The 6,425-nt window shown below is 60.5% G+C and carries 5 protein-coding genes and 1 pseudogene; 3 read left to right on the plus strand and 3 right to left on the minus strand.

Translation table 11 applies throughout. The features are described 5' to 3' along the window. Positions 1-103: 103 nt before the first annotated feature. Positions 104-1,480: a signal recognition particle protein gene (ffh, locus tag QK293_RS10050; protein WP_282377053.1), complete on the minus strand. Its 1,377-nt coding sequence runs from the start codon at positions 1,478-1,480 to the stop codon at positions 104-106. A 210-nt stretch (positions 1,481-1,690) separates the two neighbouring features. On the opposite strand from ffh, the gene ccsA reads away from it, so the two are divergent. The 3 genes and pseudogenes from ccsA to QK293_RS10065 all read left to right on the plus strand — a co-directional run. Further along, positions 1,691-2,503 carry a cytochrome c biogenesis protein CcsA gene (ccsA, locus tag QK293_RS10055; protein WP_282377054.1) on the plus strand — a complete coding sequence of 271 codons (813 nt, stop codon included), beginning with the start codon at positions 1,691-1,693 and terminating at the stop codon, positions 2,501-2,503. Positions 2,504-2,515: 12 nt separating this feature from the next. Then, a complete protein-coding gene (locus QK293_RS10060) occupies positions 2,516-3,751 on the plus strand; it encodes a transporter associated domain-containing protein (protein WP_282377056.1) in 1,236 nt (411 codons plus the stop codon). Positions 3,752-3,890: 139 nt separating this feature from the next. Further along, positions 3,891-4,321: pseudogene (locus tag QK293_RS10065) on the plus strand (MFS transporter); the annotation flags it as partial. Positions 4,322-4,448: 127 nt separating this feature from the next. On the opposite strand, the gene purT reads toward QK293_RS10065, so the two are convergent. Continuing rightward, on the minus strand, positions 4,449-5,630 hold the full coding sequence (gene purT, locus QK293_RS10070; RefSeq protein ID WP_282377057.1) for a formate-dependent phosphoribosylglycinamide formyltransferase: 1,182 nt from the start codon (positions 5,628-5,630) through the stop codon (positions 4,449-4,451). Positions 5,631-5,725: 95 nt separating this feature from the next. Beyond that, positions 5,726-6,193 (minus strand): VUT family protein, encoded by a 468-nt coding sequence (locus QK293_RS10075; protein ID WP_282377058.1) that lies wholly within the window; start codon positions 6,191-6,193, stop codon positions 5,726-5,728. Positions 6,194-6,425: the final 232 nt, after the last annotated feature.

The following is a 6,425-nucleotide window of genomic DNA, read 5'->3' on the forward strand; positions in this document are numbered from 1 at the left end:
AGCCGTCGTTGAAAACGGCCAGTCAGCTCCCGCCAAGTGCGGGTTTGCTGGAGATCCCACTTCCATGTGGGGTTGCGCCGACATGACTGTCGGCGCGAATTCTTTACATTTTCGGCATACCGCCGCCGGGCAACATACCGCCCATGCCGCGCATCATTTTGGCCATTCCGCCTTTCGCGGAGAATTTCTTCATCATCTTCTGCATCTGCTTGTGCTGCTTGATCAAGCGACCGATGTCCTGCACCTGGGTGCCGGACCCCATGGCGATCCGGCGTTTGCGCGAACCGCTGATCAGCTCAGGGTCGCGGCGTTCGGCCGGGGTCATGGAATTGATGATGGCTTCCATCTGCTTGAATTGTTTCTCTGCCGCGCCCTGGGCGTTGCCCATCTGCGCCAGGTTCATACCACCGATGTTCGGCAGTTTGTCCATGAGGCCGCCGAGGCCGCCCATGTTTTTCATCTGTTGCAGTTGATCGCGGAAGTCCTCGAGGTCGAAGCCCTTGCCCTTCTTCAGCTTCTTGGCCAGTTTGTCGGCCTTGTCCTTGTCGAGGGTCTGTTCGGCCTGCTCGATCAGGCTGAGCACGTCGCCCATGCCGAGGATGCGCGAAGCAATACGCTCTGGGTGGAACGGCTCGAGCGCGTCGCTCTTCTCACCCATACCAATGAACTTGATCGGCTTGCCGGTGATGGCGCGGACCGACAGCGCAGCACCGCCACGGGCGTCGCCGTCGACCTTGGTCAGAATCACGCCGGTCAGCGGCAGTGCATCGCCGAAGGCCTTAGCCGTATTGGCGGCGTCCTGACCAGTCATGGCGTCGACCACGAACAGCGTTTCGACCGGGTTGATCGCAGCGTGCAGCGCCTTGATCTCGCCCATCATCTCTTCGTCGATGTGCAGACGACCGGCGGTATCGACGATGACGACGTCGATGAATTTCAGTTTTGCTTCTTTAATAGCCGCTTGCGCGATGTCGACTGGCTTCTGGCTCAGGTCGGACGGGAAGAAGGTTACGCCGACTTCACCTGCGAGCATTTCCAGCTGTTTGATCGCTGCCGGACGGTAAACGTCCGCAGACACAACCATGACCGACTTCTTCTTGCGCTCTTTGAGGAAGCGCGCGAGTTTGCCGGCGGTGGTGGTTTTACCCGCGCCCTGCAAACCGGCCATCAGCACGACGGCTGGCGGAACGGCGCTCAGGTTCAGGTCTTCGTTGGCCGCGCCCATCAGGCTTTCGAGTTCGGCCTGGACGATTTTCACGAAGGCCTGGCCCGGCGTCAGGCTGCGCGACACCTCGGTGCCGACGGCGCGCTCCTTGACCGAATTGACAAAGTCTTTCACCACCGGCAAGGCGACGTCAGCTTCGAGCAACGCCATGCGCACTTCACGCAGGGTGTCTTTGATGTTGTCCTCGGTCAGCTTGGCCTTGCCGGTGACATGGCGCAGCGTCTGCGAGAGACGGTCGGTTAAGTTTTCAAACATTGCGCGATCCTTTCAGGCCCTGTGTAGACCGGGATAATGGCGGCCCAGACCGGAATAAACATGTGCTCGGCGAGCCTGCGGCGTGGGCAGGTCGCGGATTATAGCGAAGACTGCGCCTGGCGGACACCTCGTCGTCAGGTTGCATGGTCTTTCGTGCTGCGGGGGTTCTATGCCAAACTCAGCGCCTTTCGGGCTTGCCTAACAGGATTTATGCTCCCCTTGTCACCCAGTTTGCTAACTACCCTCGCCGCCGCCTGCTTGTATGCCGCTGCGACCCTCTATCAGAGCACTCGTCTGGCCATCGGCGCCAAGGCGAACAAGCGCCTGTTGGTCACGCTCGGCGTGCTTGCCGTGCTGGCTCACAGCGCCAGCCTGTTCACCCACCTGCTGACACCGATCGGCCTGGGCCTGGATTTTTTCAGCGCCGCCAGCCTGATTGCCGCCGCGGTGATTGCCCTGACGCTGCTGGCCTGCTCGCGGATCCCGGTGGAGAACCTGCTTATATTGCTGTTCCCGCTCGGTGGCGCCACCGTGCTGCTCGCGCAGTTCGCCCCCGCCGGCACGGTGCAGATCATCGACGAAGAACCGGGCATCCTCGCCCACATCCTGCTGTCGATCCTCGCCTACGGCATGTTCACCATCGCGGTGTTCCAGGCGTTACTGCTGCTGGTTCAAGACCATCAGCTCAAGCACAAGCATCCGTCCGGCCTGATCAAGAACTTCCCGCCGCTGCAAACCATGGAAAGCCTGCTGTTTGGCTTCCTCTGGGCCGGCTGGACCCTGCTCTCGCTGTCGCTGATCTCCGGCTGGCTGTTCGTCGACAACCTGTTCGCCCAGCACCTGGTGCACAAAACCTTGCTGGCGTGCCTCGCCTGGATCGTATTCAGCGTGCTGCTCTGGGGCCGTAACCGCCTCGGCTGGCGCGGACACAAGGCCATTCGCTGGACCCTCGCCGGTTTCTGCCTGCTGATGCTGGCGTATTTCGGCAGTAAGCTGGTTCGTGAATACATCCTGCATATCTGACGGGCGGCATTAATGGACGACTTGCCCATAGGGCCGATGCTCGCGGTAGTGGCCCTGCTGATTTTATGGTCGGGGCTGTTTACCGCCATCGAAGTTGCACAACAGCAGTTGCTCGCCCAGCGGACCGCTTCGCGTTCGAACGACAAGCCGGTGGCAAAGCTAAGCTTTGCGCTCAATAGCCTGATCCTCTGCAACACCCTGTGCCGCGCATTGGTTGTGGTCATCAGCACATTGCTGGCGATTTTCGCCTGGGCGGAAAACGGTCCATGGGTGGCCTGCCTCGGGGCTGGCGCCGTGCTTCTGGTGTTCGCCGACTACCTGCCGCGCACCCTCGCCGCTCGCTATCCGGACGCCGTCCTGACCTTGGGCAACACCTTGCTTGGCGCGCCACTGAAAATCGTCTATCCCGCCGCCTGGCTGCTCAATGGCATCAGCCAGTTGCTGGTGCGACCGTTCGCCCGCAAAGTCAAAGTGGTGCAGCAGAGCGAAGACGAGGCACCGAACGATCGGCACAACGATCACGAGCACGCCGTGTGCCGCCCGCACCCGCTGTCAGGTATCCATGCGCTGGACAACATCACGGTCAACGACATTCTGGTGCCACGCAGTGACGTCGAGGGGATCAACCTGGACGACTCCCTCTCAGACATCATCGAGCAACTGCGCAAAAACAAACGCACACGCCTGCCGGTGTTCCACAGCGACATCAACCAGGTCGAAGCGGTGCTCAACACCCGGCAGATCCGTCACTTATTGCACGATTCCAGCCTGACCATGGAAGCGCTCTTGGCGGCCAGCCACGACCCCTACTTCGTACCGGAAAGCACCCCGTTACAGCTGCAACTGTTGAATTTCCACAAACAACAGCGACGCCTCGGCATGGTGGTCGACGAGTACGGCGAAGTGCTCGGCATCGTGACCCTGGAGGACATTCTCGAAGAAATCGTCGGCGAGTTCGAAAGCCAGCACAGCCTGGATAACCCGCACATCCATCCGCAAGCGGATGGCCGCCTGGTAATCGAAGGTGCGGCGTCGATTCGCGAACTGAACAAGAGCCTCGGCTGGCACTTGCCCAGCGATGGTCCGAAAACCCTCAACGGGTTGGTGACCGAGGCGTTGGAGACGATTCCAGAAAGTGCGGTATGCCTGAAGATCGGGCGTTATCGCCTGGAGATTCTGGAGACGGAAGACAATCGCGTCAGCCGGGTTTTGATCTGGCATATCAGTTCGGTTCCCGCCGCTATCTAAAGCCCGACACGTGCCCTGTGGCGAGCCGCTTACCCAAGCCCCGCCATACCCAAGTGCTACCCGCACTCTGCGTTAAACCCACATCCCTGGGTGTTCGACCATAATAATTCGCTCCACTGGGGCACATGACTGTCAGGGATCCGCTGCCACCCCGCTGTCGGCCTGGGCCAGCGATCGTTTCGGGCGCAAACCGGTGCTGATCATCGGTGGCGTGCTGGCGATTTTGTCCGGATTCCTGATGGAACCGCTGCTGACCCAAGGTTCAACCTGGGGCGTGGCGCTGTTCCTGTGCATCGAGCTGTTTCTGATGGGCGTGACGTCTGCACCAATGGGCGCACTGCTGCCGGAGCTGTTCCCAACTCACGTGCGTGATACCGGTGCGTCGGCGGCCTACAATCTGGGCGGCATTGTCGGCGCCTCAGCGGCACCGTTCTTCGCACAGAAGCTGGTGGCGATGGGGGGGGGTTGAGTTATGTCGATGGGTATGTGTCGGGGGCGGCGGTGCTGAGTTTGATTGCTGTGCTGTGCCTGAAGGAAACGCGAAATAACGATTTGAATCGGGTTGCCTGATAGAAAAAGCTTCGCGGGCAAGCCTCGCTCCTACGGTCCCAGGTCGAATACATGCTTATGGATTGACCTAATCCTGTAGGAGCGAGCGGTGCGGCGATCCGACTTGCCCGCGAAGGGCGCGCCTCGGTTACAGCTCTACAACAACTGCTTGGGATGCACGGGTCGCTTTAGCACGAGCCGCTTCAATCGACTCATCCCGCGCCAACGCCACACCCATCCGACGCTGACCATTCACCTCAGGCTTGCCGAACAGACGCAACGCCGTGTCCGGCTCGCTCAACGCGGCCCCCAGATTGGCGAAAGCTGTCTGAGTCGACTGCCCTTCCACCAGAATGACCGCCGAAGCCGAAGGCCCGAACTGACGGATCAACGGAATCGGCAAGCCTAGAATCGCCCGCGCGTGCAGCGCGAACTGCGACAGGTCCTGGGAAATCAACGTCACCAAACCCGTATCATGTGGACGCGGCGAGACTTCACTGAACCAGACTTGATCACCTTTGATGAACAGCTCAACACCAAACAGACCACGGCCACCCAGGGCTTCAGTGACGGCTTTGGCAACGCGCTCGGATTCGGCCAGGGCAATCGGGCTCATGGCTTGTGGCTGCCAGGATTCCTGATAGTCGCCCTTCTCCTGACGGTGACCGACTGGCGCGCAGAACGTTGTGCCACCGACGTGACGCACGGTCAACAGGGTGATTTCGTAGTCGAAATCGATAAAGCCTTCGACGATCACGCGGCCTTTACCGGCGCGGCCGCCTTCTTGCGCGTAATCCCAAGCGGTTTTCACGTCATCGGCACTGCGCAGCAGGCTCTGGCCTTTGCCCGACGAACTCATGACCGGCTTGACCACGCAAGGGAAGCCCAGGTTCTGGACGGCCTTGCTGTAATCTTCGAAGGTGTCGGCGAAGTGGTACGGCGAGGTCGGCAGGTCCAGCTCTTCAGCAGCCAGGCGACGGATGCCTTCGCGGTTCATGGTCAACTGCGCGGCGCGAGCGGTCGGGATCACGGTGAAGCCTTCGGCTTCCAGTTCCACGAGGGTCGCGGTGGCAATGGCTTCGATTTCCGGCACGATGAAGTGCGGCTTTTCGGCCTCGATCACCGCACGCAGGGCGGCGCCGTCGAGCATGTTGATCACATGGCTGCGATGGGCGACCTGCATGGCCGGCGCATTGGCATAGCGATCCACGGCAATCACTTCAACGCCCAGGCGTTGCAGCTCGATCACCACTTCCTTGCCCAACTCGCCACAGCCACACAGCAATACGCGGGTCGCGGTTGGCGACAATGGAGTTCCGATACGGGTCATCTCAGGTCCTCAGAAGCGGATCATCGAGGGTCGCGCCTGGCGCGCTTCCCATGGGGAGAAAGCGCGGCATTTTACATGAACCGAGGGGTTTGGCTTCAGCTGGCGACGGCCTGTTTGCGCAAGCGCCAGGCCATGATCAGCCACACGGCCGTGACGCCCGCGAACTTCGAGCCCATGGCGGTGAGGATCACGCCTGGGGTGAACGCATCGATCATGCCGAAAAAGATGAATGTATCGAGGGGAATACTCAGCGCCGAACTTATCCACAGGCGATCGTGCAAAGGACGCTTGGTAATGCTGAACACCAGCCAGTCGATGCACTCGGACACCGCGAAGGCCGTGGCGCTGGCCAGCGCGATGGACGGATCGGACGTCACGTAGGACAGTACCAGCGCCGCCAGCATCGCCGCGATCGCGCCATGGCCAAAACGGGTTTGCACCATGTCGCGCAAAACGAACACCAAACCACCCCAGGCCGACCAGATGATGTCCAGTTGTGGAGCGGTGGAAAAGGCGTAGTTGATCAGCACGACGCTGCTGATGTAAGCGATCAGGAAGAGCATGGGGTGGCGGGATACCTGTCAATTTTGGCGTGCAGGGTACTTCAGTCATACACAAGCACCAAACCCAACGCGAATCCTGTAGCAGCTGGCGAAGCCTGCGTTCGGCTGCGCAGCAGTCGTGAATCCTGAGTCCACGGCTTACCTGAAAGAACCGGTCGACTGATTTCACGACTGCTACGCAGCCGAACGCAGGCTTCGCCAGCTGCTATGTATGGACTCGCCCCCACTGTCT

Origin of the sequence: Pseudomonas sp. AL03, assembly GCF_029960815.1 — a bacterium.
Lineage (GTDB): Bacteria > Pseudomonadota > Gammaproteobacteria > Pseudomonadales > Pseudomonadaceae > Aquipseudomonas.